Origin of the sequence: Streptomyces sp. NPDC002785, assembly GCF_040295565.1 — a bacterium.
Taxonomy (GTDB): Bacteria; Actinomycetota; Actinomycetes; order Streptomycetales; family Streptomycetaceae; genus Streptomyces.
Genome location: NZ_JBEOVN010000064.1, coordinates 1 through 25278, shown reverse-complemented (window position 1 = coordinate 25278; position 25278 = coordinate 1). Strand labels below are relative to the sequence as shown.

Annotated in this window: 21 protein-coding genes; 10 read left to right on the top strand and 11 right to left on the bottom strand. The window is 69.3% G+C overall.

The window, feature by feature from the left end:
- The first annotated feature begins 1 nt into the window (after nucleotide 1).
- Both ABTZ94_RS17485 and ybaK read left to right on the top strand, forming a co-directional pair.
- Nucleotides 2–745: an LON peptidase substrate-binding domain-containing protein gene (locus ABTZ94_RS17485; protein ID WP_351201936.1), complete on the top strand. Its 744-nt coding sequence runs from the start codon at nucleotides 2–4 to the stop codon at nucleotides 743–745.
- Nucleotides 746–773: 28 nt separating this feature from the next.
- Nucleotides 774–1274 carry a Cys-tRNA(Pro) deacylase gene (gene ybaK / locus ABTZ94_RS17480; RefSeq protein ID WP_351201935.1) on the top strand — a complete coding sequence of 167 codons (501 nt, stop codon included), beginning with the start codon at nucleotides 774–776 and terminating at the stop codon, nucleotides 1272–1274.
- A gap of 34 nt (nucleotides 1275–1308) precedes the next feature.
- Here the strand turns inward: ybaK and ABTZ94_RS17475 are convergent, their stop codons facing one another.
- The 4 genes from ABTZ94_RS17475 to ABTZ94_RS17460 all read right to left on the bottom strand — a co-directional run bounded on the left by ABTZ94_RS17475 (nucleotide 1309) and on the right by ABTZ94_RS17460 (nucleotide 5373).
- Complete coding sequence (locus tag ABTZ94_RS17475) at nucleotides 1309–2049, bottom strand: ABC transporter permease (protein WP_351201934.1); 741 nt, start codon at nucleotides 2047–2049, stop codon at nucleotides 1309–1311.
- 34 nt (nucleotides 2050–2083) lie between these two features.
- Nucleotides 2084–2896 carry an ABC transporter permease gene (locus ABTZ94_RS17470; protein WP_351201949.1) on the bottom strand — a complete coding sequence of 271 codons (813 nt, stop codon included), beginning with the start codon at nucleotides 2894–2896 and terminating at the stop codon, nucleotides 2084–2086.
- Nucleotides 2897–2972: 76 nt separating this feature from the next.
- Nucleotides 2973–3947, bottom strand: coding sequence for an ABC transporter ATP-binding protein (locus ABTZ94_RS17465; RefSeq protein ID WP_351201948.1), 975 nt, complete (start codon nucleotides 3945–3947; stop codon nucleotides 2973–2975).
- A gap of 175 nt (nucleotides 3948–4122) precedes the next feature.
- A complete protein-coding gene (locus ABTZ94_RS17460; protein WP_351201933.1) occupies nucleotides 4123–5373 on the bottom strand; it encodes an NYN domain-containing protein in 1251 nt (416 codons plus the stop codon).
- Nucleotides 5374–5596: 223 nt separating this feature from the next.
- Here ABTZ94_RS17460 and ABTZ94_RS17455 point away from each other — a divergent pair, with 223 nt between their 5' ends.
- Nucleotides 5597–5776 carry a hypothetical protein gene (locus tag ABTZ94_RS17455; RefSeq protein WP_351201932.1) on the top strand — a complete coding sequence of 60 codons (180 nt, stop codon included), beginning with the start codon at nucleotides 5597–5599 and terminating at the stop codon, nucleotides 5774–5776.
- Between the two features lie 96 nt (nucleotides 5777–5872).
- On the opposite strand, the gene dnaE is transcribed toward ABTZ94_RS17455, so the two are convergent.
- On the bottom strand, nucleotides 5873–9412 hold the full coding sequence (gene dnaE, locus ABTZ94_RS17450) for a DNA polymerase III subunit alpha (RefSeq protein ID WP_351201931.1): 3540 nt from the start codon (nucleotides 9410–9412) through the stop codon (nucleotides 5873–5875).
- Between the two features lie 169 nt (nucleotides 9413–9581).
- Between dnaE and ABTZ94_RS17445 the strand changes: the two genes are divergently transcribed.
- The 5 genes from ABTZ94_RS17445 to ABTZ94_RS17425 all read left to right on the top strand — a co-directional run bounded on the left by ABTZ94_RS17445 (nucleotide 9582) and on the right by ABTZ94_RS17425 (nucleotide 15629).
- The gene (locus ABTZ94_RS17445) at nucleotides 9582–10907 is read left to right on the top strand and encodes a DUF2252 domain-containing protein (protein WP_351201930.1); all 1326 of its coding nucleotides are present in this window, start codon (nucleotides 9582–9584) and stop codon (nucleotides 10905–10907) included.
- Nucleotides 10908–10976: 69 nt separating this feature from the next.
- Complete coding sequence (locus ABTZ94_RS17440; RefSeq protein ID WP_351201929.1) at nucleotides 10977–11699, top strand: hypothetical protein; 723 nt, start codon at nucleotides 10977–10979, stop codon at nucleotides 11697–11699.
- Nucleotides 11700–11747: 48 nt separating this feature from the next.
- Nucleotides 11748–12563, top strand: coding sequence for a DsbA family protein (locus tag ABTZ94_RS17435; RefSeq protein ID WP_351201928.1), 816 nt, complete (start codon nucleotides 11748–11750; stop codon nucleotides 12561–12563).
- A 97-nt stretch (nucleotides 12564–12660) separates the two neighbouring features.
- Nucleotides 12661–14319, top strand: coding sequence for an alkaline phosphatase D family protein (locus ABTZ94_RS17430; RefSeq protein WP_351201927.1), 1659 nt, complete (start codon nucleotides 12661–12663; stop codon nucleotides 14317–14319).
- A gap of 284 nt (nucleotides 14320–14603) precedes the next feature.
- Nucleotides 14604–15629 carry a zinc metalloprotease gene (locus ABTZ94_RS17425; protein ID WP_351201926.1) on the top strand — a complete coding sequence of 342 codons (1026 nt, stop codon included), beginning with the start codon at nucleotides 14604–14606 and terminating at the stop codon, nucleotides 15627–15629.
- A gap of 51 nt (nucleotides 15630–15680) precedes the next feature.
- On the opposite strand, the gene ABTZ94_RS17420 is transcribed toward ABTZ94_RS17425, so the two are convergent.
- Nucleotides 15681–16259, bottom strand: a complete 579-nt coding sequence (locus tag ABTZ94_RS17420) for a dienelactone hydrolase family protein (RefSeq protein WP_351201947.1) — start codon at nucleotides 16257–16259, stop codon at nucleotides 15681–15683.
- A gap of 36 nt (nucleotides 16260–16295) precedes the next feature.
- On the opposite strand from ABTZ94_RS17420, the gene ABTZ94_RS17415 reads away from it, so the two are divergent.
- Nucleotides 16296–16445 (top strand): hypothetical protein, encoded by a 150-nt coding sequence (locus ABTZ94_RS17415; protein ID WP_351201925.1) that lies wholly within the window; start codon nucleotides 16296–16298, stop codon nucleotides 16443–16445.
- 32 nt (nucleotides 16446–16477) lie between these two features.
- Here ABTZ94_RS17415 and ABTZ94_RS17410 read toward each other — a convergent pair whose 3' ends face one another.
- The 5 genes from ABTZ94_RS17410 to ABTZ94_RS17390 all read right to left on the bottom strand — a co-directional run bounded on the left by ABTZ94_RS17410 (nucleotide 16478) and on the right by ABTZ94_RS17390 (nucleotide 21337).
- The gene (locus tag ABTZ94_RS17410) at nucleotides 16478–18064 is read right to left on the bottom strand and encodes a Na+/H+ antiporter (protein WP_351201924.1); all 1587 of its coding nucleotides are present in this window, start codon (nucleotides 18062–18064) and stop codon (nucleotides 16478–16480) included.
- A 394-nt stretch (nucleotides 18065–18458) separates the two neighbouring features.
- Nucleotides 18459–18935: a GNAT family N-acetyltransferase gene (locus ABTZ94_RS17405; protein ID WP_351201923.1), complete on the bottom strand. Its 477-nt coding sequence runs from the start codon at nucleotides 18933–18935 to the stop codon at nucleotides 18459–18461.
- On the bottom strand, nucleotides 18932–19873 hold the full coding sequence (locus ABTZ94_RS17400) for an RluA family pseudouridine synthase (RefSeq protein ID WP_351201922.1): 942 nt from the start codon (nucleotides 19871–19873) through the stop codon (nucleotides 18932–18934). The genes ABTZ94_RS17405 and ABTZ94_RS17400 overlap by 4 nt, the downstream gene beginning before the upstream one ends.
- Nucleotides 19874–19896: 23 nt before the next feature.
- A complete protein-coding gene (gene lspA / locus ABTZ94_RS17395; protein ID WP_351201921.1) occupies nucleotides 19897–20487 on the bottom strand; it encodes a signal peptidase II in 591 nt (196 codons plus the stop codon).
- 58 nt (nucleotides 20488–20545) lie between these two features.
- Nucleotides 20546–21337 (bottom strand): TraR/DksA family transcriptional regulator, encoded by a 792-nt coding sequence (locus tag ABTZ94_RS17390; RefSeq protein ID WP_351201920.1) that lies wholly within the window; start codon nucleotides 21335–21337, stop codon nucleotides 20546–20548.
- Between the two features lie 539 nt (nucleotides 21338–21876).
- Between ABTZ94_RS17390 and ileS the strand changes: the two genes are divergently transcribed.
- Nucleotides 21877–25077 carry an isoleucine--tRNA ligase gene (ileS, locus tag ABTZ94_RS17385; RefSeq protein WP_351201919.1) on the top strand — a complete coding sequence of 1067 codons (3201 nt, stop codon included), beginning with the start codon at nucleotides 21877–21879 and terminating at the stop codon, nucleotides 25075–25077.
- The last annotated feature ends 201 nt before the right edge of the window (nucleotides 25078–25278 follow it).

Here is a 25278-nt window from a genome sequence, read left to right as displayed (position 1 = left end):
TGTGACCACCGCTCGCCTGCCTCTGTTCCCGCTGAACGCGGTGCTGTTCCCCGGCCTCGTGCTGCCGCTGAACGTCTTCGAAGAGCGTTATCGCGCCATGATGCGCGAGCTGCTGAAGACCGACGTCGGCGAACCCCGCCGCTTCGCCGTGGTCGCGATCCGCGACGGTCGCGAGATCGCCCCGACGGCCGCCGGAATGCCGGAGGCGGTGAGCAGCCCCGCCGAGCGCGGTCCTTCGGACGGCTTCGGCCCCGACCCGATCCAGACCTTCCATCGGGTCGGCTGCATCGCCGACGCGGCGAAGATCCGGGAACGGCCGGACGGCAGCTTCGAGGTCCTGACGACCGGCACCACCCGGGTCAAGCTGCTCTCCGTCGACGCGAGTGGCCCCTATCTGACGGCCGAACTCGAAGAGCTGGACGAGGAACCCGGCGAGGAGGCCGGCGCACTCGCCGAAGGCGTCCTGCGGGCGTTCCGCAGCTACCAGAAACGGCTGGCCGGGGCGAGCGAACGCTCCCTGACGACGGGTGCGGACCTGCCCGACGACCCCTCCGTGGTCTCCTACCTGGTCGCGGCGGCGGCCGTACTCGACATCCCGTGCAAGCAGCGGCTGCTCCAGGCACCCGACACCGCGACCCGGCTCCGCGAGGAGCTGACGCTGCTGCGCTCCGAGACCGCCGTCATCCGGCATCTGCCGTCCCTGCCCGCGGTGGACCTGACGCGTGCCCCGACCCACCCCAACTGACTGACGACGGACCCGAGGACCCTTCCCCGTGGCGAAGAAGCCGAAGAAGCAACAGTCCGGCGGCACCCCGGCAACGGTCGCGCTGACCGCGGCCGGTACGGCGTTCACCGTCCACTCCTACGACCACGACCCGGCGTCGGCCTCCTACGGCGAGGAGGCGGCCGAGGCCCTGGGTGTCTCCCCCGACCGGGTCTTCAAGACCCTGGTCGCGGACGTCGACGGCACACTCACCGTGGCGGTCGTTCCGGTGGCCGGCTCCCTGGACCTCAAGGCCCTGGCCTCCGCGGTGGGCGGCAAACGGGCCGCCATGGCCGACCCGGCAGCAGCAGAACGCACCACCGGCTACGTACGGGGCGGCATCTCCCCCCTGGGTCAGCGGAAGCGACTGCGTACGGTGGTGGACGCGTCGGCACAGTCCCACGAAACAATCTGCATCTCGGCGGGCCGCCGCGGCCTGGAGGTCGAACTGTCCCCCACGGATCTGGCGTCCCTCACGGAGGCGGTGTTCGCGGAGATCGGCCGGGGGTAGGGGACAAGCCCCCCGCAGCGGCCCACCCCGCATCCTAGGACTCAGCCGGCGGCGCACCCCCGCCTGCGGGCGATCCCGCCCCCGGAGCCCCCGCCCCCGGCACAGGCCCACCCGCGGCCCACCCCGGAAACACACCCCACTCCGGCTCCGGATCCCGCGGCCCGAACAACGCCGTCAACCCGAGATGAACCGCCATCGCCCCCAGCGGCCACGCCAGCAACGCCCCCTTCGCCCGCAGCTGAAGCGGCGCGTCGAAGACCACTCCCTTGCCGACCGCTCGCGCGTGCGCGACCACGTCCTGGTCCGGCCCGAGCCACACCCCCAGCCGCCAGGCCAGCAGCGAACCGAGCAGCCCGCCCAGCGCCAGCCCCACCACCAGGGCAATTCCGCCACGCCGCTGGAACAAGAAGACCAGTGCCGCGGAGAGAGCACCGAATGCCAGTGCCAGCAGCACGAACGTACCGTCGGCGCCGATCGCCTCCTCGCCCTCGCTGTCGCTGAGAAAGACGGCCGTGCTGTCGGAGATCAGCGGAACCCGCGGCGCCAGCCACAGCCAGAGAAGTCCGAGCCCGATGCCCGCGACGGTCACGAGAACGGTGACAACAGCGGCCCGCCGCAGATCCGACCGGAGATCCCGCTCTTCCTGCGGCTCCGGCACGCTGCCGGAGTGGAAGCCGCCCGGACCACCGGGACCACCGGGACCACCCCATTTCGGCGGGGTCTGCCAGGGGCCGTTGGACGAGGGCTGGTGAGGCGGCGTCAGGGGTGCGGTCACCTTGCCATCGTGCCAGGCGTTCTTGTGCCGCGCCTCACCGGACCGCTGCCCTGCGGTACGCCCAGGTGGCCGCAGCCAGCGAGAGGACGCCGACGACGGCGCAGACCGCGAGATCCAGTGCAACAATTGCCCAGTCGGGGTGGGCGTCGAAGGACCGGGAGAACGCCTCGACACCGTACGTCGACGGCAGCAGATCGCGGGCCCAGCCGATCGGCCCGGGCAGCCGGTCGGCCGGCAGGACGCCGAGCAGCAACGCCGCGGACATGCCCAGCTGCCCGAGCAGCGTGGCCAGCTCCTGCCGGGGAGCGAGCAGCCCCATCGCGGCACCGAGCCCGGAGAGCGCCGCCCCGGAGAGCGGGATGACGGCGACGAGCACCCACAGATGCGTCAGCGGCAGTCCGAACAGCACGCTCCCCGCCACTGCCGTGACGATCGTGCCGGGCACGGTGAAGGAGGCGTACGCCCCGGCCGCACCGAGCACCACCGCGGCAGGCGGCACCGGCAGGGTGGCGTAGTGGTCGAGCCCGCCGCCTGCCCGCAGGTGCCCGAAGTACTGGGCGAGCAGGTTGAGCGCGACGAAGGCCACCACGAGGACACTGGATCCGGCGACAACGGCGCGCGCCTCGGAGCCGCCGTCGACGACCCCGCGCATCAGCACCATGATGCCGACGGACTGGAAGGTCGCGACGAAGAGCAGCGGGATACGGGCGACCCTGGCCCTGGACAGCTGGGCGCGGTAGACGGCCGCGAGCGAGGGGAACAGCCGGGCCCGCGGCGCGAGCGGCGCGGGCCCGGCTCCCTCGTGGCCGGTACGGCCGTCACCGGCGGTACCGGCCGTACCGGCCACCGCCTGCGCGGGAACGATGCTCGTCACCTGGTGCTGCTCCTGTCCGCTGGCTGCCCGGTCGCCCAGCCCGTCCCGGTCATGACTTCACCAGCCCCTTGGTCGCGTCCCCGCCGAGCGCAAGATAGACGTCCTCCAGGCTGGGCGTCGCCAGAGTGAAGTCGTCGAGTGCGGCAAAGGCCGCGCCGCTGGTCACCGCGGCGACCGCCGCCCGTGCCTCGTCCGGACCGAGCCGCAGCACCCAGCTCCGCCCGGACTCCTGGGCCGAGCCGCGCAGCGCGGCCACCTCGGGCACGTCCAGGGGCGCCCTTTCGCGCCACACCAGCTCGACCCGGACCTCGCCCGCGACACGTTCCTTGAGCCCGGTGGGGGTGTCGCAGGCAATGACCTTGCCGCGTTCGATCACTGCGACCCGGTCGAGGACCGTCTCGGCCTCGATGACGTTGTGGGTGACGAGCAGCACCGTCGTGCCGCGTTCGGCCCTGCGTCGGTCGACGGCGGCCCAGACGGCGCGCCGCGCGACGGGGTCCATGCCGGTCGTCGGCTCGTCCAGCACCAGCACCGGCCGCTCGCCGACCAGCGCGGCCGCGAAGCAGGCGAGCCGCCGCTGTCCGCCGGAGAGCTTCTTCAGGGGGCGTCCCGCGATCTCGGTGAGGCCGAGTTCGTCGAGTACGGCGTCGCGCTCGGCGCGGGCGTCCCGTACCGCGAGGCCGCGCAGCCGTCCCGTGGTCTCGGCGGCGAGCGAGACGGTCAGCTCGTCGAGTGCGGTGGACTCCTGCCCGAGGTACCCGATCAGCCGGGAGGCCCGCTCGGGATGGCGTACGAGATCGTGGCCCAGCATGGTGACGCTGCCGGAGTCGGGTCGCATCAGCCCGGTGAGCTGCCGTACGAGGGTGGACTTTCCGGCGCCGTTGGGGCCGAGAAGTCCGAAGATCTCGCCGCGCCGCACATCCAGGCTGATCCCGTCGGTGGCGCGCACCTCGGGTGTGGCGGGTGCACCGCGGCGGCTGCGGGCGGCGGGATAGGTCTTGACCAGATCACGCACCGCGCACACGGTCCCGGTCGCCGTCTGCGCCTGTGCTGTGCCCGTACTCACGAGGTACGAGAGTACGGGGTCGGATGCCCCGTATTACGCCCGGGGCCATTCCGGTCGGGCGTCGACGCCGCGATCGCCGGCCGGGTTGCCCGGCCGCGGGACCCTTGTTCCGTCAGTCGCCGGACGGGCTCGTTCACTCCACCGCCGGGGCGTGTTCCGCTGCGGCCCGTACATCGATCTCCCGCCAGAATCCGGCCCGGATCGCGTAGCGGTCGTGTTCGTCGATCTGGTCGTCCTTGTGGGCGAGCAGGCCGAACCGTGCCGCGTACCGCAGCAGTTCGCCGTCGATGCGGTGCGGGATGCGCGGATACATGGTCGACAGCTTCTGAAGATGGGCGGTCTCCGGCAGCCGCTCCATCCAGCGCCGGGCGAAGACCTGGCCCACCTCGAAGGGGTCGCCGCCGACGGTGGTGATGTCCTCCTCGCGGTCCGCCCAGCGCTGCTCGGCGCTGGTGAGCTGGGCCAGCGTCGGCAGGGACGCGGTTTCTGCGGGCTCGCCCAGCGGTCCGCCACGCTCCATCCAGCCCTTGTCGGAGGACCAGCGCAGAGTGGCGCCGGCGGGCGACGGCTGGGCGGGCTGGGTGCCGGGGCCGCGCAGGCTGCCCGCCAGGTCCTTGGGGGTGGGGACGCCTTTTGCGCCGTGGCCGGGCCGGTCGTCGGCGGCACTCTCCTCGGGCGGCGGGACCGCTCCGTTGCGTTCCGCCGCCGCCTGGGCCTCCGATGCCCGCTCGGCGGAGGCGGCCAGGGCAGCCTCGGGCAGCGGTGCGGAGAGGATCGCGGCGATCTCCGGCCGTGGCGCGGGCGGCGGGGCGCAGACGCCGCCGGTCTCCTTGGCCCGTACGGCCTGGGTGATCCAGACCCGGTCGAGCACCCTTCGTTCGTCGGCCTCGGCGACCAGGTCCTCGGACTGGTTGTAGTCGCCGTCGGCGGCCTGGACGGCCCACAGATGGACGGCGACGCCGTGTTCCTTGGCGGACATCAGGCCGGGCAGCAGATCGCCGTCACCGGTCACCAGCACCACGTCGGAGCAGGCCCGGTTCCTGGCCAGTTCGGTGAGCTCGGCATGCATCGCGGCGTCGACGCCCTTCTGCGCCCAGCGCCCGTCACTGCGGGTCAGAGCGCCGAGCCGGACGGTCACCCGGGGCATCACACGAAGTCTGCGGTGCTCGGGCTGCGGTACACGGTCGGGGGCGCCGTCGAACCAGTAGATACGCAGCAGCGGCTGCTGCGTATCGGCCTCTGCCAGCTCGCGCAGGCCCCGGATGAGGGCCGCGTGGTCGACGGTGATGCGGGAACGGGTGGGCTCCCCAGCCAGCAGACTCGCGGCTGCGCCCAGCAAGTAACCGGCGTCCACCAGGACGACGCAACGGTCCACGCGTTCCACCCTCTTCCAGAAGTTCGGGTGTGGTCTTTGCCAAGGGTTTCCTTCGAGTCTGCCCGACCGCGCAGGGGTTGACGGCCGGAACTCGATCATCGGCGTGGCGGATCCGGAAAACGGCGCATCATACCCCCTCACTACGCACGGTAATGATCCAACATGCACGCTTTATGCCGTTATGTGAATCTGAACGCGGTCCTGGCCCGAGAGTCCCCTGAGGAGGAACACCATGGCCAAGAACAAGAACCGCAAGCAGAGCAGCCGACAGAACCGCGCGGCCGGTCCGGAGCGCGGTGCGGAAGAGGCCCAATCGACTGCTTACGAGTCGCAGATACAGCCTCAGTCGCAAGCCCAGGGCAGCCCTGCTGATGTTGCCCGTAAGCACCAGCGGCGCTTCGGCCACAACTGACCGGGCAGGTCTCCGGTCCGGCCGCGAGCCGGGTGGCCGAGAGGGGCGCTCCCGCTTTCGCGGGGCGCCCCTCCTGTACGTCGGCCGTGAACCGTCTCAGCCGGCCAGGCAGGACGGTCCGAGCAGCACCTTCAGGTCACCGAAGAGCGCCGGGTCGGGCTTCACCCGGTGCCGGTCGAGCCGGAGCACCGTGGTCTTGCGGGGGCCCTGGAGCTTGATCCGCACTTCGGTGTCGCCCCGGTGGTTGCTGAGGACCTCGCCGAGGCGGCTGACCATCGGCGGGGTGATTTTGACCGTGGGGATGGTCAGGACCACGGGGGCGTTGGTGCCGGCCGACGAGATGTCGGGGACCTGCATCTCCATGGCGACGAGCCGGGGCACGTCCTCCCGCTTGTCGAGGCGTCCCTTGACGAAGACGACGGTGTCCTCGACGAGCTGGGTGGAGACCAGCTGGTAGGTGGCGGGGAAGAACATGCACTCGATGGATCCGGCCAGGTCCTCGACGGTGGCGATGGCCCAGGCGTTGCCCTGCTTGGTCATCTTGCGCTGCAGGCCGGAGATGATGCCGCCGACGGTGACGATGGCGCCGTCGCCGTGCTCCCCGCCTGTCAGCTGGGAGATCGAGGAGTCGGCCTTGTCGGACAGCACGTGTTCCAGACCGAAGAGCGGGTGGTCGGAGACGTACAGGCCGAGCATCTCGCGTTCCTGGGCCAGCAGGTAGGACTTCTCCCACTCGATGTCGGAGAACTCCACGTCGAGTCCGAAGCCCGGCTCGTCGCTCTCCTCCTCGCCCATGCCGCCGAAGAGGTCGAACTGTCCCTCGGCCTCCTTGCGCTTGACCTGCACCACGTTGTCGATCATCGGTTCGTGGTGGGCGACCAGGCCCTTGCGGGTGTGGCCCATCTCGTCGAAGGCGCCGGCCTTGATCAGCGACTCGACGGTGCGCTTGTTGCAGACGACCGCCTCGACCTTGTCCAGGAAGTCGGGGAAGGCGCTGTACTTCCCCTTCGCCTTGCGGCACCGGATGATCGAGTCGACGACGTTCTGCCCCACGTTGCGGACGGCCGTGAGGCCGAAGAGGATCACGTCGTCGCCCTGGGCCGCGAAGTTCGACAGCGACTCGTTGACGTTGGGCGGCAGCACCTTGATGCCCATACGACGGCACTCGTTGAGGTAGACGGCCGACTTGTCCTTGTCGTCCTTGACCGAGGTCAGCAGCGCCGCCATGTACTCGGCGGGGTAGTTCGCCTTGAGATACGCGGTCCAGTAGGTGACCAGGCCGTACGCCGAGGAGTGCGCCTTGTTGAACGCGTATCCGGCGAACGGGACCAGCACGTCCCACAGGGCCTTGATCGCGGCGTCGGAGAAGCCCTTCTCCTTGGCCCCCGCCTCGAAGAGGACGAAGTTCTTCGCCAGCTCCTCGGGCTTCTTCTTGCCCATCACACGGCGCAGGATGTCGGCCTCGCCGAGCGAGTATCCGGCGACGATCTGGGCGGCCTTCTGCACCTGCTCCTGGTACACGATCAGGCCGTAGGTGAGGCCGAGGACCTCCTTGAGGGGCTCCTCCAGCTCCGGGTGGATCGGGGTGATCTCCTGGCGGCCGTTCTTGCGCTCGGCGTAGTTCGTGTGCGAGTTCATGCCCATCGGGCCCGGCCGGTACAGGGCCGAGACGGCGGAAATGTCCTCGAAGTTGTCGGGCTGCATCTGGCGCAGCAGGGAGCGCATCGGGCCGCCGTCGAACTGGAACACGCCGAGCGTGTCACCGCGGCAGAGCATCTCGTACGTCTTGGGGTCGTCCAGCGGGAGGCCGAGCAGGTCCAGCTTGACGCCCTTGTTGGACTCCACCATCTTCACGGCGTCGTCCATGATGGTGAGGTTGCGCAGGCCCAGGAAGTCCATCTTCAGCAGGCCGAGCGACTCGCACTGCGGGTAGTCCCACTGCGTGATGGTGACGCCGTCGGTGTGCCGCACCCAGATCGGGGCGTGGTCGACGATCGGCTCGCTGGACATGATGACGCCCGCGGCGTGCACACCCATCTGCCGGACCAGGCCCTCGACGCCCTTCGCGGTGTCGATGACCTTCTTGACGTCCGGCTCGTTCTCGTACATCCCCCGGATCTCGCCCGCCTCGCTGTAGCGCGGGTGCTTGGGGTCGGTGATGCCGTTGAGGTCGATGCCCTTGCCGAGGACGTCGGCGGGCATGGCCTTGGTGAGCCGGTCGCCCATCGCGTACGGGTAGCCGAGGACGCGGGCGGAGTCCTTGATGGCGTTCTTCGCCTTGATCTTTCCGTATGTGCCGATCATGGCGACCTTGTCGGCGCCGTACTTCTCCGTCACATACCTGATCACTTCGACGCGCCGACGCTCGTCGAAGTCGATGTCGACATCGGGCATGGAGACGCGCTCGGGGTTGAGGAACCGCTCGAAGATCAGCCCGTGCTCGATCGGGTCGAGGTCGGTGATGCCCATCGCGTACGCCACGATCGAGCCGGCGGCGGAGCCTCGGCCGGGGCCGACCGCGATGCCGTTGTTCTTCGCCCACATGATGAAGTCGGCGACGACCAGGAAGTACCCCGGGAACCCCATCTGGATGATGATGTCCATCTCGTACTCGACCTGCTTCTGCCGGTCCTCGGGGACACCGCCCGGGAAGCGCCGGTTCATGCCGACGCGGACCTCTTCCTGGAACCAGGTGATCTCCGTGTAGCCGTCCGGGATGTCGAACTTCGGCATCAGGTCGCGCTTCTCGAACATGCCGGCGGTGTCGATCTGCTGCGCCACCAGCAGGGTGTTGGCGCACCCCTCCTGCCAGGCGTCGGAGGAGTCGACGCCGTACATCTCCTCGGTCGTCTTGAGGTAGTAGCCGGTGCCGTCGAAGCGGAAGCGGTCCGGGTCGGAGAGGTTCTTGCCGGTCTGGATGCACAGCAGCGCGTCGTGCGCGGTGGCCTCGTGCGCGTAGGTGTAGTGCGAGTCGTTGGTCACCAGCGGCGGGATGTTCAGTTTCCTGCCGATTTCGAGGAGGCCGTCACGGACCCGGCGCTCGATCTCGATGCCGTGGTCCATCAGCTCCAGGAAGTACTTGTCCGCGCCGAAGATGTCCTTGTAGTCGGAGGCCGCCTGGACCGCCTCGTCGAACTGGCCGAGCCGCAGTCGCGTCTGCACCTCGCCCGAGGGGCAGCCGGTCGAGGCGATCAGGCCCTCGGACCACTGGGCGATGGTCTCCTTGTCCATACGGGGCCACTTCTGCAGCCAGCCCTCGGCGTACGCGTCCGAGGACAGCCGGAAGAGGTTGTGCAGCCCCGTCGCGTTCGACGCCCAGATCGTCTTGTGGGTGTAACCACCGGAACCGGAGACGTCGTCCCGCTTCTGGTGCGGCTGGCCCCACTGGATCTTCCGCTTGTGCTTGCGCGACTCCGGAGCGACGTACGCCTCGATCCCGATGATCGGCGTCACGCCCGCCTTCTGCGCCGAATGGAAGAAGTCGTACGCCCCGTGCAGGTTGCCGTGGTCCGTCATCGCGATGTGCGACATGCCCATTTCGTTGCAGGCAGCGAACATGTCCTTGAGCCGCGCGGCACCGTCCAGCAGCGAGTACTGGGTGTGGACGTGAAGGTGCGTAAAGGGCGGCTTGGTCACGGCGTCGGGCCTCCGGGAAAACTGGCGATGACGGACTGGGGGGACAGCGTGGAAGTCTACGTCTCCGAGGTGACAACCAAGGGGCACTCCCGCGTACGGTCGCGCGTTGAAGGGGCTGAGAAGCCCGTCCCATTTGTCATGCACGTCAGGTACCAGGAGGCAACCGGAGATGTCGGAAGCGCAGACCGGCGCAGCGCAGCGCGGGGAGCAGATTCTTGAGGTCTTCGACACCGTGTTCGGGGAGCTGCTGGCCGCCGATCCGGCTGCCTTCCGGGTCAAATTCCGCAAGATGGCAGGCTCGGCGTTCGCCTTCTACCGGGGCACGGCGTGCCTGTTCTACAACGACCTGGAGCGGGAGCGGCACGGCGGCCCGTACCTGGACGAGCGGACCGGCCGGGTATGGATCCACGGCGATCTGCACGCGGAGAACTTCGGCACGTATATGGACGCCAATGGCCGGCTGATCTTCAATGTGAACGACTTCGACGAGGCATACGTTGGCCCGTTCACCTGGGACCTCAAGCGGTTCGCCGCCTCCGTCGCGCTGATCGGGTACGCGAAGGCGCTGGGTGACGACCAGATCACCGAGCTGGTCCGGGTCTACGCGGCGGCCTACCGTGAGCGGATCCACGCACTGGCGACGGGCGCGAAGAACGACGAGGTGCCGCCCTTCACGCTGGACACGGCAGAGGGGCCGCTGCTGGACGCGCTGCGCGACGCGCGGTCTCTGACCCGGTTCTCGCTGCTGGACTCGATGACGGAGATCCAGGACTTCGAGCGCCGGTTCGCGGCGGGCGGCGGCTCGATCGATCTGGACGCGGCGACGCGCTACAAGGTGCTGGCCGCCTTCGACGGCTATCTGGAGACGCTGCCGGAGTCGAGCCTGACCCGCCCCGACTCGTACCGGGTGAAGGATGTCGTCGGCCGTCGCGGCATCGGCATCGGTTCGGCCGGGCTGCCCTCGTACAACATCCTTCTGGAGGGCAACAGCGATGCCCTGGAGAACGATGTGGTGATCTATCTCAAGCAGGCACAGACCCCCGCGGTCTCCCGGCACATCACGGACGCGGCCGTACAGGAGTACTTCCAGCACGAGGGCCACCGCACGGTCATCTCGCAGCGCGCCCTGCAGGCGCACGCCGACCCGTGGCTCGGCTGGACCGAGCTGGACGGAGCCGGTCAGCTGGTCGCCGAGGTGTCTCCGTACGCGGTCGATCTGGACTGGTCCGACATCGACGAGCCGGAGGAGATCGCCGCGGTCGTCGCCGACCTCGGCCGGGCGACGGCGACGATGCACTCCGCGGCGGACGACGAGAGCGGCCACTCACTGGTGCCGTTCTCCACGGAGCGGGCGATCGACGCGGCGATCGCGGCGGACGAGGAGGGCTTCGCCGACCTGCTGGTGGACTTCGCCCACAGCTACGGCACCCGGGCCCGCGCCGACCACCAGATCTTTGTGGACCTCTTCCGCAACAGCCGCATTCCGGGGCTTTAGGTCCCCGTGCAGGCCCGCGCGTGCCCCTTTAGGGGTCGCTTACAGGTTCGCATGCGACACTCCTCGACGATGGACATATCCGGGACGCATCTCAGGGTCGTTCGCGCGGCGCTTTTCACAGCGCTCGTCGTGACGCTTTCCGCTGCGTCCCATGTGCTGCTCTCCCAGGTCTCGCTGCCGCTGACCGTCGTCGCCCTGCTGGCCGGCGTGGTCTTCGCCGTTGCGTACGCACTGGCCGGCCGGGAGCGCGGTTTCGGAGCGATCGCCGGACTGCTGGTCCCGCTGGAGCTGGCCGCCGACACCGTCTTCACCACCGGCCAGCACCTCTGTTACGGCGCGGCGGGCGGCCCGATCGCGGGGCCGCTGCGCTCGGTCGGCGTCGATGTGCTGTGCGGCGGCGGTGACTTCGGCGCCGGTGCGCCCCATGCCCGTGACGTCGGAACCCCGCTCACCTCGGTGACCGATTCGGGACACACGGCAGCCGCGCTGCTGGCCTCCCCCGGCCCCGCGGTGCCGTGGCTGCTGCTCGCCGCCCATGTGACGGTCGGTCTGCTCGCCGCTGCCTGGCTCCGGCGCGGCGAGTCAGCGCTCGTCGGCCTGCTGGGCGCGGTCGCCTCCCTGGCGTTCCGGCCGCTGCTGATCGCGGTCGCCGTGGTGGGTACGGCCCGCCGCCCCGTACGCCGCAGGGTGCGCCCCGCCGGAAGCGGCCCGCACCTGCTCGTACACGTCCGTCTGCTCGTGCACTCCGTGGAACGGAGGGGACCGCCGCGCTCGGCCTGCGCCATCGCCTGAGCACGCACATCCCTGACGACGTACCACCCACTCCATGGAGAAACAAACATGAGCAAGCGCAACAGCCAGGCCACCAAGTCGGCAGCCCGTGAGCGTCTGCGCGCCGAGCGCGAGCGCCAGGCCAAGAAGGACAAGACCCGCAGGCAGATCGTCGTCGGCGTCTCGACCGTCGCCGTGGTCGCGATCGCGGGCGGTGTCGGCTGGGGGGTCATGCAGCTGAACAAGCCCGGCCACTGGGAGGCGGCCAAGGACGCGAAGAACGTGACGGCGCCCAAGAACACCTCGGGCGAAAACGGCACGACCGTCGTCATCGGCAAGTCGACCGCCAAGAAGACCCTGGAGATGTACGAGGACCCGCGCTGCCCGATCTGCGCCACGCTCGAGCAGGCCCTCGGCGAGACGGTGCACAAGGACGTCGACGCCGGGAAATACAAGATCAAGTACATCGGTGCCACGTTCATCGACGGCATGACCCAGGGCGAGGGCTCCAAGAACGCGCTGAGCGCGCTGGGCGCCGCCCTCAATGTCAGCCCGGAGGCCTTCCTGGACTACAAGTCCGAGCTCTTCTCCGCGAAGAACCACCCGGAGGAGACCGACGACAAGTTCAAGGACGACGCGTACCTGATCAAGATCGCCGACTCGGTCGACGCCCTGAAGGGCAATAAGGCGTTCCAGAAGGACGTCGAGGACGGTACGTACGACAGCTGGGCGATGAAGATGTCCGCGACGTTCGAGAAGAGCGGCGTGAAGGGCACCCCGACACTGAAGATGGACGGCAAGACAGTCACTGGCAAGGACGGTCAGAACGCGCCGATGACGGTGGCCGACTTCAACACCGCGATCGACAAAGCGCTGAAGGGCTAGCCGAACGGCGAATCCCCGCCAGCGGCTCTCCGACGGGCAGGCGAACTTCCTTCATTCGCCTGCCCGTTCGCCGTACCGGTCAGTAGCGTGCTCCTCCGTGACCAGTCGACACGTTTCTTCGCCCATATCCGCCCCCAGCCGCCGCACGGTCGTCAAGGCCGCCGCCACCGCCGTCGCCGCGCCGGCGCTGGGCGCCGCCACCACCGCACGGGCCGCGGACGGGCCCGCCTTCCTGCACGGCGTCGCCTCCGGCGACCCCCTCCCCGACGGCATACTTCTGTGGACCCGCGTCACCCCGGCCCCCGACGCCGTGCCCGGCTCCGGCCGTGGCGCCGATACGGCGGTGCGCTGGGAGGTCGCCGAGGACAAGGAGTTCGCCCGGGTCGTCGCCCGGGGCACGACCGTCGCAAGGGCCGCTTCCGACCACACCGTCAAGGCCGATGTGCGGGGGCTGAGCCCGGCCACCGCGTACTGGTTCCGCTTCTCGGCGGGCGACGGTACGGAGACCCTCTCGCCGACGGGCCGCACCCGTACCGCGCCCGCAGCCCAAGCTGCCACGCCCGGGGTGCGCTTCGGGGTGGTCTCGTGCGCCAACTGGGAGTCGGGGTTCTTCTCCCCGTACCGGCATCTCGCCACCCGCACCGATCTCGACGCGGTGCTGCATCTCGGCGACTACATCTACGAGTACGCGTCGGGCAGTTACCCGGACGCGAAGTACGTCGTACGGCCGCACGAGCCGAAGCACGAGATCCTGACCCTCGCCGACTACCGCACCCGGCACGGCAACTACAAGACGGACACCGACCTCCAGACCCTGCACGCCACCCACCCGGTGATCGCGATCTGGGACGACCACGAGTTCGCCAACGACGCCTGGTCGGGCGGGGCCGAGAACCACACGCCGGACACGGAGGGCTCCTGGGCCGACCGGGTCGCGGGCGCCAAACAGGCGTACTTCGAGTGGATGCCGGTCCGCGCCTCCACCGAGGGCACCGTCTACCGGCGGCTGCGCTTCGGCAACCTGGCCGATCTCCACCTCCTCGATCTGCGCACCTTCCGCTCCCAGCAGTCGACGATCGGCAACGGCTCGGTCGACGACCCGGATCGCACGATCACCGGCCGGGCGCAGCTGGATTGGCTGAAGTCGGGTCTGGCCGGCTCGGACGCCACCTGGAAGCTGGTCGGTACGTCGGTGATGATCTCGCCGGTCGCGTTCGGTTCCGTACCCGCCCATCTGCTGGAGCCGCTGGCCAAGTTGCTGGGGCTGCCCACGGAGGGTCTTGCCGTCAATGTCGACCAGTGGGACGGCTACACGGACGACCGCAAGGAGCTGATCGCGCATCTGCGGGACCGGTCGATCACCAACACGGTCTTCCTGACCGGCGACATCCACATGGCGTGGGCCAATGATGTACCGGTGAAGGCGGCGACGTATCCGCTCTCGGCGTCGGCCGCCACCGAGTTCGTGGTGACGTCGGTGACGTCGGACAATCTCGACGACATCCTGCACATCGCGCCGCAGACCGTCTCGGTGGTCGCCGCCGCAGCGGTCAAGGCCGCCAACCGCCATGTGAAGTGGGTGGACATGGACTCGCACGGCTACGGCGTCCTCGATGTGACCGCCGAGCGCTCGCAGATGGACTACTACGTGGTCTCCGACAAGGCGAAGCGGGACGCGACCTCCACCTGGACGCGCTCGTACCGGACGCTCAGTGGGACGCAGAAGGTCGAGCGGGTGGACCGCCCGGTGCACTGAGGGTCTATTTTCAGCCACCTCGGTCTATGTTGACGGCGTATTACATCGCTACGGCGGGTGGTGTGTCTCCTGGCTTCAATGGGGACAGACCGCCCGCCGGGGTAACGCGGGGAGTTACGTCCGCGTCTCAAACTCTGAAGCGCACAGAATTATTTCTTCCGTTTCCCCGGTTTGCCCCACGACTGATTGGGCTTGATCGATTCTCCTCAAGATCTGACATGCGCACGTAATCTCCCGGCGGCGGGGGAGGAAATCCCTCCCCCACACATCCGCGAGGAGTCCTTGTGCGCGCTCTTGCCCGTATATCGCCGCGTATACGTAACCGTGCGATCGGCACGGCCGTCCTGGCCGGAACCCTGGCCCTGGCGCCGCTCTCCGCTTCCACCGGCTCCGCCGCCGCAAAGGCGTCGTCCACCTCCTCCGCGTCCGCCGCATCCGCCGCATCCGCCGCATCCGCCGAGAAGTGCGCGAGCGAGGCGAGCACCTCCGCCACCGCGCGCGAGGCCCGCCCCTCGGGCACCAAGCACGCCGCGGACCCCAACGAACTCACCGCGGCCCAGGCCAAGGCCATGGACACCCAGCTCAAGGAGAGACTCGCGGACCGCCGGCTCAGCGGCTCCACGCTCGCCGCGGGCGCCACCATCCCGGTGTACTTCCACGTGGTGCACTCCGGAACGACCGGCAAGCTCAGCGCGTCCGCCATCAGCAGCCAGATCAGCGTCCTGAACGCCGCCTACAGCGGCCAGGGCAGCGGCAACACCAACTCCGGCTTCCAGTTCTCCCTGGCCGGCACGGACTACACGGACAACAGCTCCTGGTACAACGGCGTCTCGCCGGGCTCCTCCGCCGAGAAGGCCATGAAGTCGACGCTGCGCAAGGGCGGCGCGAACGCACTCAACCTCTACACCGCCAACCTCGGCGGCGGCCTGCTGGGCTGGGCCACCTTCCCCAGCTCCTACAAGTCCAACCCGTCGGACGACGGCGTCGTCATGCTCGACGCCTCGCTGCCCGGCGGCTCCGCCGGCAACTACAACGAGGGCGACACCGCCACCCACGAGGTCGGCCACTGGATGGGGCTCTACCACACCTTCCAGGGCGGCTGTAACGGCAACGGCGACTACGTGGCCGACACTCCGGCCGAGGCGAGCCCCGCGTACGCCTGCCCGACCGGGCGCGACACCTGCACCACCAAGACAGGGGCCGACCCGATCCACAACTTCATGGACTACACGTACGACTCGTGCATGTACCAGTTCACCGCGGGCCAGGTGCAGCGGATGAGCGACAACTGGATCGCCTACCGGGGCTGATCCACCCCGTCCGTCCGAAGGGCCCCGCACGGTGCGGGGCCCTTCGCGCGGTCACAGCGTGGCGAGGAAACCGAGCGCGACCTTCCAGGCCAGCTCGGCCGAGGCCGCGTCATGGTCCGGCAGTTCGGGGTCCGTGAAGAGATGACCCGCGCCCGGATAGCGATAGACCTCGACATCGGCACCGGTCCGCTGCATCTGCAGATACCAGGAATTCAGCCAGTCGTGCGTCTCGAACGGGTCCGGGTCCGCGACATGCAGCTGTACGGGCAGCTCGTCCACCGAGGCGTTCTCGGCGATGTCCGAGGTGCCGTGGAACAGCAGCAGACCGCGCGCCTTCTCGTCACCGAGCGCCAGGGTCTGCGCGGTGGACGCCCCGAAGGAGAAACCCGCGTACACCAGGCCCCGGTCGGAGTAGGGCGCGGCGGCCAGCACGGCACGCCTCAGCAGCTCGTCCTTGCCCACCTCTTCCTTGAAGGCCATGCCTTCCTCGACGGTTTCGAAGGTGTGCCCCTCGAAGAGATCGGGCACCTGCACCTCGTGCCCGGCGGCGCGCAGCCGGTCGGCGGCCGCGTGCACCGCGGGGCGCAGACCGTACGTCGAGTGGAAAAGCATGATGTTCATGAGGCCAATGGTGCCAGCTACGGTCTGAAGCATGGACGCGACGGGATGGAGAACGTACTGCGTCCGCTGATCGTCGGCGGCGGCTCGGTCGTGATCACGCAGCCGGCCGGCCGGCTGGTCGTGCCAGACTCACCCCGCCCGACGGACGAGAAGCCGACGGGCCGGGACAAGTCCCCCCGCACGGGACGTGGCTGACCGGGCGGGGCGCCGCACGGCACGGCGCCGCCTCACCGCAGGCTGCGTACGTCCAGCTGCCGCAGTACCCGGTCGACGACTTCCGGGTCCGTACCCGCCTCGTTGCGGGCCGAGAGCACCGCGTGGCGGGCGGCCGACATCATTTCGCGCTGGACGCGGTTGATCGCCTTGAAGCGTTCGGCGCGCTTCGCGTATGCCTCGCGGCGCTCGTCGTCGACCATGTCGGGGCTGATCCGCGCCCCCACGTCGTACGCCAGCCGCTGCAACCGCTCCGCGACCTCGTCCGGGAACTCCTCGACCTCCCGGATCTCCTTGAGCCGCTGCTTCGCGGCCTTCGCGGCGCGGATCGCGAGGTCCCTCTCCAACGCCTCCTCGACGTCCGTGTCCGCCCGGACCCGTAGTTTGCGGACCAGCCACGGCAGAGTGAGTCCCTGGACGACGAGCGTGGCCATGATCACGGCGAAGGCGATGAAGACGATCTCGTCACGGCCCGGGAACGGCTTCCCGTCGTCCGTCTTCAGCGGAATCGCGAGCGCCAGCGCGACCGAGGCCACTCCCCGCATCCCGGACCACCACATGACGACGGTCTCCCGCCAACTGGTGGGGATCTCCTCGCTGACGTCGCGCCGGGTGTGCAGCCGCTTGGCGAGCCAGGTCGCGGGCAGCAGATACAGCAGCCGTACGCCGACGACGACCACGACGACGGCGAGGCCCCAGCCGAGCATCTGGAGCTCGCGCCCGTCGGCCGTTCCGAAGACGTTGTGCAGTTCGAGGCCGATCAGCCCGAAGGCGACCCCGGTGACGAGGGTGTCGACAATCTCCCAGAAGGTACGGCCGGTGAGCCGGCCGAGGACGTCGTCGGCGTCGGCGGTGTGCTCGGCGAGGAAGAGCGCGGTGGTGAGGACTGCGAGGACACCCGACCCCATCAGCTCCTCCGCGAGCACATAGCTCACGAACGGCACCAGCAGGGTGAGACCGACCTGAAGCGTGGCATCGCCGAGCAGGCCCATGAGTTTGATGGTGATCCAGCCCAGCACGAGACCCACCGCCACGGCGACGACCGCGGAGAGGATCAGCAGCCCGAACGCCTCCGGCAGCGAGAACGTGCCGCTCACCGCGGCGGCGATCGCCACGTGGTACAGCACGATCGCGGTCACATCGTTGAACAGCCCCTCGCCCTCCAGGATGGAGACGAGTCTGCGCGGCAGCCCGACCGAGCCCGCGACGGCCGTCGCCGCGACCGGGTCGGGCGGAGCGACGAGCGCGCCGAGCGCCACGGCGGCGGCGATGGGCAGCCCGGGGACGATCGCATTGGCGACCGCGGCAACGGCGGCCGTCGTGATGAAGACCAGTGCCACGGCCAGCAGAAAGATCGGTCGTTTATTGGCGGCGAACTGCCGCCAGGAGGTGCGCTGCACGGAGGCATAGAGCAGCGGCGGAAGCAGCGCGGGAAGAATGATCTCGGGCGGGATGTCCACATTCGGCACGAAGCTGAGGAACGCCATACCGACTCCGGCCAGCGTCATCAGCACCGGCGCGGGCAGTCCGAGACGCTCCCCCAACGGCACCGTGACCACAGCTCCGAGCAACAGCAGGAGGAGCAGTGCCATTTGGTCCACAAGGTGCCTTCCAAAACGCAGCAAGCCGACCTCTTTGGTCGGCTGATCTGGACTTCAAGCCTGCCACGCAAGGCCCACAACTCAGACGACACCCCTCCTTATCGCCTCTCCGGCCGACCATTCCTCCGATGTCTGCGCCGTCAGCCCTCTTCCGCTACCTCCCAGGGGCGGGCAGCATGCGGCGCGTACATGACTGACCCGGAGAAACCACGTGACCGCGTTCTCCCGAAGGCATTTCGTCGGCACCGCCGGTACATCCGCGCTCCGGCTCGCCGGTTCCCGTACGGCATGGGCCCCATGCCGACCCCGCACCGACGAACCACCCGGACGCCGACATGTACGAGAAGACGAGCTCGCTCCGTACGGCCGGGGCGACACCCGGCCCGTTCGCTCGCTACAGAGCGCGGCGCATCGCCCGGTGGGCGATCCCGGCGTCCGGGAAGTCAGGGCCGTACGCCACATACCCGAGCCGCTCGTAGAAGCCGAGCGCATGGGTCTGGGCGTGCAGATCGACGGCGGCCAGACCGAGCTCACGGGCCGCGTCCTCGATGGCCCGGACCAGCGCCACGCCGACGCCGAGACCGCGCGCCTCCTTGGTCACCGCCAGCCGGCCGAGCGAGCCCACCGTGAGGTCGCCGCCGGTCTTGGCGGCGGCGGCCGGACCGTGCAGCAGCCGCCCTGTTCCGAGCGCGGAGCCGTCCGCCGCGATGGCGATCACATGCACCGCGTCAGCGTCGTAGACGTCGTACTCGATCTCCTCGGGCACATTCTGCTCGCCGACGAAGACGTCCTTGCGCACCTGGAAACAGGCGGCGCGGTCCTGCTCCTCGACAACGGTACGGGTGGTGTACGGGGCAGGCGTGCCGGTCATTCGCTCTCCGCCGCGACCTTGTCCAGGGCCTGCTGGAGGTCGTCCGGGTAGTTACTGGAGAACTCCACCCAGCTGCCGTCGGACGGGTGCTCGAAGCCGAGCCGGACGGCGTGCAGCCACTGCCTCGTCAGACCGAGGCGCTTGGCCATCGTCGGATCGGCGCCGTAGGTGAGGTCACCGACGCAGGGATGCCGGTGGGCCGACATGTGCACCCGGATCTGGTGCGTACGGCCCGTCTCCAGCTTGATGTCCAGGAGGCTGGCGGCGCGGTAGGCCTCGATGAGGTCGTAGTGCGTCACGGAGGGCTTGCCCTCGGCCGTGACGGCCCACTTGTAGTCGAGGTTGGGGTGGCGCCCGATGGGGGCGTCGATGGTGCCGCTCATCGGGTCCGGGTGGCCCTGCACCAGCGCGTGGTACTTCTTCTCGACGACCCGGTCGCGGAACTGCGCCTTCAGCAGGGTGTAGGCCCGCTCGGACTTGGCGACGACCATCAGGCCGGAGGTGCCGACGTCGAGGCGGTGGACGATGCCCTGGCGCTCGGCGGCGCCGGACGTCGAGATCCGGTACCCGGCCGCGGCGAGGCCGCCGATGACGGTCGTGCCGGTCCAGCCGGGGCTCGGGTGGGCGGCGACCCCGACCGGCTTCACGATCACGACGATGTCGTCGTCGTCGTGCACGATCTCCATACCCTCTACGGGCTCGGCGACGATCTGCACCGGAGCGGGTGCCTGCGGCATCTCCACTTCCAGCCAGGCGCCGCCCCGCACCCGCTCGGACTTCCCGACCACCGCGCCGTCCACCTGCACCTTCCCGGCAGCTGCCAGGTCGGCGGCCTTGGTGCGGGAGAAACCGAACATCCGGGAAATGGCGGCGTCGACACGCTCGCCCTCCAGGCCGTCGGGTACGGGCAGGGTGCGGACCTCGGGATACGTACTCACCTGTCGAGTATGCCCTGCGCCCGCTAGTCCTTGTGCACGGTGCCGTCGGGGTCCAGGCCCTTGAAGGAAAGGATCACGATCAGGATGCCTCCGCAGACGATCGCGGAGTCGGCGAGGTTGAAGACGGCGAAGTGCGCGGGTGCGATGAAGTCCACCACCGCGCCCTGGAAGGTGCCGGGAGCACGGAAGATACGGTCGGTGAGGTTGCCGAGCGCACCGCCGAGCAGCAGGCCGAGCGCAATGGCCCACGGCAGGCTGTAGAGCTTGCGGGCGAGGCGGGCGATGACGACGATGACGGTCGCCGCGATGAAGGTGAAGATGACCGTGAAGGCCTCACCGATACCGAACGCGGCGCCCGCGTTACGGATCGCGTCGAACTTCAGCCAGTCGCCCAGGATCTCGATCGGCGGATGGTGTTCCAGTTTCGCGACCACGATCATCTTGCTGATCAGGTCGAGCAGATAGGCGAAGACGGCCACGGCGAAGAGCACCATGATCTTCCGCTTGCCCCTGCTCGGGGCCGTCTCCTCGACCCGGTCCGCGGCCTCGTCCCCTTCGGTCCCCTCAGCATCGGGGATGTCCGGCGTACCGATGATGCGCTCCGCCTCTGCCACGTGAGTCCCTCAACCTAGGTTCCTGACTGAGGACGAGCGTACGACACACGGCCACGGATCAAGTGCGTCGCTCCTGCTTCTGTTTGTCCTCGACGCAGAGCGTGGCGCGGGGGAACGCCTGCATCCGCGCCTTGCCGATCGGATTGCCGCAGACCTCGCACAGTCCGTACGTCCCGGCGTCGAGCCGGGCCAGGGCGCGTTCGGTCTGGTCGAGCATCTCCTGGGCGTTGGCGGCGAGCGACATCTCGTGCTCGCGAGTGATGTTCTTGGTGCCGGTGTCCGCCTCGTCGTCACCCGCCCCGTCGCCGGAGTCGCGCATCAGCCCCGCGAGTGCGGCACTCGCGGCCTCCCGCTCGCTGCGCAGCCGCATGATCTCGCTGCTCAGCACAGCCCGTGCCTCTTCGACCTCTTCCGGCGTCCAGGGGTCCTCACCCGGCCGGACCGCCAGCTCGCCGGGGGCTGTCGTGGCGGTTCCCCGGGCCGGAGGCACGGGCGCCGCGCCCTTGCCGGCCGTGCGGGTCCGGGCCGCGCTCTTCTTGGCTACCACCGTGTGGGCTCCCGTCTGCTCGGCGGCCTCGGCCGCCACCGTGGCCACCGCAGCGGCCTTCTTCGAAGCCTTCTTGGCCGCGCTCTTCTTCGCAGGTGCCTTCCTGGCCGGCACCGCGTGCTCGGCGGGCGCCGCCCGCTTCCGCACTGCGGTCTTCTTCGCCGCGGTCTTCTTCGCGGCCGCCGCCGTCGGACCACCCTCGGGGCCGGCCTCCGAACCTGCCTCTTCGCTCGTCTTACCGGCCGCCGCACCCGTGGATCTCGCTGACGCCGACTTCTTCGCGGCGGTCTTCTTCGCCACCATGAGCGCGGCCCCTTCACATATTGTGATCTTGCACGCGAATCGTGCTGGGACGATAAATCGACCCCAGCCCCGCGGCAACGGGGCACGCCGCCGGATCGGCCCTCTTCGTGTCCGGATACCGACGCGCCTGAATCGGTTGTGCCCAGCTCCCCGCCGGGTAATCGCCTCCCGGCCCCCGCCTGGACTCCGTACGTCCGCGTCTGCCCATTCGGGTCACGCCCCGCCCCACGGGTTAAACCGGTCGGCCGTCGCCCGTACGGGCCCGTACACTGGCCTCAGCGAGAGGCGTGGATGGGACGAGTAGCGTCGTACGCAGCCAGGAGCGACCCGGGGACGGTGCGAGCCCGGGGGCGAGCGCGTCGTGAAGATCACCCGGAGCCGTCGGAAGAAAGCCGCAAGGCGAGTAGAACCGGCGTCGCGACCCCAATGAGGGGGCCACGGGTGCACACCCGGGGCCAAGGAGGGTGGTACCGCGGGAGTCGATGAGGCTCTCGTCCCTCCGACGGAAGTGGAAAACGTCCGCCGGAGGAAGTCCGCCCATGACATCGCCGCAGTACCGCCAGGTACCCGCCCAGGTCGACCTGCCCGCGCTGGAGCACGCCGTGCTCGATTTCTGGCGCGAGAGCAAGGTTTTCACCAAGAGCCTCGAACAGTCCGAGGGCCGCCCCGAGTGGGTCTTCTACGAGGGCCCGCCCACCGCCAACGGCATGCCCGGCGCGCACCACATCGAGGCCCGCGTCTTCAAGGACGTGTTCCCCCGCTTCCGCACCATGCAGGGCTACCACGTCGGTCGCAAGGCCGGCTGGGACTGCCACGGACTGCCGGTCGAGCTCGCGGTCGAGAAGGAGCTGGGCTTCAACGGCAAGAAGGACATCGAGGCGTACGGCATCGCCGAGTTCAACGCCAGGTGCCGCGAGTCCGTGACCCGCCACACCGACGCGTTCGCCGAGCTCACGACCCGGATGGGGTACTGGGTCGACCTCGACGACGCGTACCGCACGATGGACCCCGAGTACGTCGAGTCGGTGTGGTGGTCGCTGAAGGAGATCTTCAACAAGGGTCTGCTGGTCCAGGACCACCGCGTCGCCCCCTGGTGCCCCCGCTGCGGCACCGGCCTCTCGGACCACGAGCTGGCACAGGGTTACGAGACCGTCGTCGACCCGTCGGTCTTCGTACGCTTCCCCCTCACCTCCGGCCCGCTGGCCGGCGATGCCTCGCTCCTCGTCTGGACGACCACCCCCTGGACCCTGGTCTCCAACACAGCCGTCGCCGCGCACCCCGACGTCACGTACGTCGTCGCGACCAACGGCGAGGAGAAGCTCGTCGTCGCGCAGCCGCTCGTCGAGAAGGCGCTGGGCGAGGGCTGGGAGACCACCGGCCAGACCTTCACCGGCCGCGAGATGGAGCGCTGGACGTACGAGCGCCCGTTCACCCTGGTCGACTTCCCGAGCGTGAGCGAGGGAAGCGATGGGCACAGCCCGGCTGAGGCCCATTACGTGGTCAACGCCGAGTACGTGACGACCGAGGACGGTACGGGTCTGGTCCACCAGTCCCCCGCCTTCGGCGCCGACGACCTCGTCGTCTGCCGCGCCTACGGCCTCCCGGTCGTGAACCCGGTCCGCCCCGACGGCACCTTCGAGGAGAACCTGCCACTGGTCGGCGGCGTCTTCTTCAAGAAGGCCGACGAGGCACTCACCGAAGACCTGGCCGCCCGCGGCAAGCTCTTCCGGCACGTCCCCTACGAGCACAGCTACCCGCACTGCTGGCGCTGCCACACCGCGCTGCTCTACTACGCCCAGCCGTCCTGGTACATCCGTACGACCGCCATCAAGGACCGGCTGCTCGAAGAGAACGAGAAGACGAACTGGTTCCCCGAATCGGTCAAGAACGGCCGCTTCGGTGACTGGCTGAACAACAACGTCGACTGGGCGCTGTCCCGTAACCGCTACTGGGGCACCCCACTGCCGATCTGGCGCTGCGAGGACAGCCACCTCACATGCGTCGGCTCGCGCGCCGAGCTCAGCGAGCTCACCGGCACCGACCTCTCCGGTCTTGACCCGCACCGCCCGTTCATCGACGAGATCACATTCACCTGCTCGCACGAGAACTGCCAGCTGGAGGCGTACCGCGTCCCGGAGGTCATCGACGCCTGGTACGACTCGGGCTCGATGCCGTTCGCGCAGTGGGGCTACCCGTACAAGAACAAGGAGATCTTCGAGAGCCGCTACCCGGCGCAGTTCATCTCGGAGGCCATCGACCAGACCCGCGGCTGGTTCTACACGCTGATGGCGGTCGGCACGCTGGTCTTCGACAAGTCGTCCTACGAGAACGTGGTCTGCCTGGGCCACATCCTTGCCGAGGACGGCCGCAAGATGTCCAAGCACCTCGGGAACATCCTTCAGCCGATCCCCCTCATGGATCAGCACGGCGCCGACGCGGTGCGCTGGTTCATGGCGGCGGGCGGCTCCCCGTGGGCGGCGCGCCGCGTCGGCCACAACACGATCCAGGAGGTCGTCCGCAAGACCCTCCTGACGTACTGGAACACGGTCGCCTTCCAGGCCCTCTACGCCCGTACGTCCGACTGGTCCCCGTCCGCGGCCGACCCGGCCCCCGCGGACCGCACGGTCCTGGACCGCTGGCTGCTGAGCGAGCTGAACGCGCTGGTGGACCAGGTCACGCAGGCTCTGGAGAGTTACGACACCCAGCGCGCCGGCAAGCTCCTGTCCGCGTTCGTCGACGATCTGTCCAACTGGTACGTACGCCGCTCGCGCCGCCGCTTCTGGCAGGGCGACAAGGCGGCGCTGCGCACCCTGCACGAGGCCATCGAGACGGTGACCCGGCTGATGGCCCCGCTCACCCCGTTCATCACCGAGCGGGTCTGGCAGGACCTGGTGGCTCCGGTCACCCCGGAGGCCCCCGAGTCGGTCCACCTGTCCGCCTGGCCGAAGGCGGACCTCGCGGTCATCGACCCGACGCTCTCCACCCAGATGGCACTGGTCCGCCGCCTGGTCGAGCTGGGCCGGGCCACCCGCGCCGAGTCGGGCGTCAAGACCCGCCAGCCGCTGTCCCGGGCCCTGGTCGCGGCGGTGGGCTTCGAGTCCCTCTCCCCCGAGCTGCACGCCCAGATCACGGAGGAGCTGAACGTCTCCTCGCTGGCCTCGCTCACTGATTCCTCCGCTGGTTCAGCGGGCGGCGGCTCGCTGGTCGACACGACGGCGAAGGCGAACTTCCGTGCGCTCGGCAAGCGGTTCGGCAAGGGCGTCCAGGCGGTTGCCAAGGCGGTCGCGAACGCCGACGCGGCGGCCCTCTCGCTGGCTCTGCGCGAGGGCACGGCGTCGGTCGAGGTGGACGGCGAGACGGTCACCCTCTCCCCCGACGAGGTGATCATCACCGAGACTCCGCGCGAGGGCTGGTCGGTGGCGTCCGACTCGGGCGCGACGGTCGCCCTGGACCTGGAGATCACCCCGGAACTGCGGCGCGCGGGCCTCGCCCGTGACGCGATCCGGCTCATCCAGGAGGCCCGCAAGAACAGCGGCCTGGACGTCGCGGACCGTATCGCCGTCCGCTGGACGTCCACCTCCCCCGCCACGGCGGAGGCCCTGACCGAGCACGCGGCCCTGATCGCGGACGAGGTCCTGGCGCTGGACTACGCACAGGGCGAGGCGGACACGGCATACGGCACCCCGTTCGAGGACGAGGGCCTGTCCCTGACGTTCCGCCTCCGCAAGACGGAGCAGTAGCCCGAACCCATCGGAGGCCCGCCCTGAACAAGTGTTCCGGGCGGGCCTCCGTCGTTCCCCCGGCACTACCAAACCACCCGCGCACCCAAACCCTCCGGCGATTGAGGAACGGGGGTCGAGGGCAGGACCACCGGTTACGGGAAGGGGCGGGCAAGGGAACGAGCCCGCCCCAGGCACCCCACCCGCACGGCAAAAGGGCCG